This window comes from Nocardia citri (genome assembly GCF_054065835.1).
The window spans coordinates 1-1,455 of the sequence record NZ_JBSUQM010000067.1 but is presented as its reverse complement, the minus strand read 5'-3'; the positions used below and the strand labels follow the sequence as shown (position 1 = coordinate 1,455).

Sequence of the window (1,455 nt, the reverse complement as noted above, 5' to 3'; positions counted from 1 at the left end):
TCCCTAAGTTTGTAGGTGTCTGGGGTTGGTGCCCTGGATGCCCAGGATGGTGGGGTGTAGCTGATGGTTTTCTGTCTGTTGTTGAGGCTTCGAAGGACTGGCTGCCCCGCCGTGCTGGACGCTCCGGCCGCTGATTGAGAGCTGTTGCGGATCGTCGCTGTTTAGGGATCTGTCGGCGGGGTTGTCCACGGGCATGACCTGCAATGACAGGAGTAGGTGGGTGAGTGAACGCCCGGAGATCTGGGTCGGGATCGATGTCGGTAAATCGGCGCATCACGCGTGCGCGGTCGATGAGGCCGGGAAGGTGGTGTTCAGCCAGAAACTCGGCAACGACCAGCGAGGGATCGAGCAGTTGATCGCCCGTGCCGGTAAGTCGGCGCAGCGGGTTCGGTGGGCGATCGATTTGACCAGTCCGATGGCGTTGCTGCTGATCACGGTGTTGCTGGCGGCCGATCAAGCGGTGATCTATGTGCCGGGCCGGGTCGTGAACACCATGACCAGCGGGTTCCGCGGCGAGGGGAAAACCGATGCCAAAGATGCTCGGGTGATCGCCGAAACCGCCCGTCTGCGAAGGGATTTGGCTCAGGTCACGATGCCCGACGAGTTGGTGGTCGGGTTGACACAGCTGACCAGCTACCGCACTGATCTGATGTCGGACTGGGTGGCCGGGGTCAACCGGTTGCGCGCGTTGCTGGGCTCGATCTTCCCCACGCTCGAAGCCGCGTTCGACTACTCGGCCCGGACCCCGCTGATACTGGTTGCTGGAATGTGCACTCCGGCCGAGATCCGTATGGCCGGAATCGACGGTGTCACAACATATCTCACCGAGAACAAGGCATGGCCCGCCGGCATCGGCAAGACCGCTGCCGCCGCCCTCACGGCCGCACATGCTCAGGACATCGCCTTGCCCGGCGAAGCCGATACCGCCATGCTGGTCAAGCGTATCGCCCGTAAACTGCTCGACCTCGACCGCGAGATCAAGGACACCGACAAGCTGATCACGCAACGTTTCCGAGCGCATCCGTGGGCGAAGATCATCGAATCGCTGCCCGGCATGGGCCCAGGCTTGGGGGCTGAGTTCCTCGTCCACACCGGCGGTGACCTGAGTACCTTCGCCACCGCCGGCCGCCTGGCCTCCTACGCCGGATTGGTGCCCGTGCCACGCGATTCCGGACGGGTCAGCGGCAACCTGCGCCGCCCGAAACGCTACAACCGGCGCCTGCGCCGCGTGTTCTACATGGCCGCGCTGTCGAGCCTGCGCATCGAAAACGGCCCGTCGCGGCGGTTCTACGACCGAAAACGCAGCGAACGACTCATCCATACCCAAGCCCTCCTAGCGCTGGCCCGCCGACTCGTCGACGTGCTGTGGGCCCTGCTGCGCGACGGACGCGAATTCACTCTCGACACACCGACTCCGGTCACTGCCACGGCTTGACAAAGTCATTGAGAGTCCTT

The 1,455-nt window shown here is 63.6% G+C and carries 1 protein-coding gene; it reads left to right on the top strand.

What is annotated here, in order from left to right; translation table 11 throughout:
- The first annotated feature begins 220 nt into the window (after nucleotides 1-220).
- A complete protein-coding gene (locus ACW2Q0_RS31115; RefSeq protein ID WP_457194493.1) occupies nucleotides 221-1,435 on the top strand; it encodes an IS110 family RNA-guided transposase in 1,215 nt (404 codons plus the stop codon).
- Nucleotides 1,436-1,455: the final 20 nt, after the last annotated feature.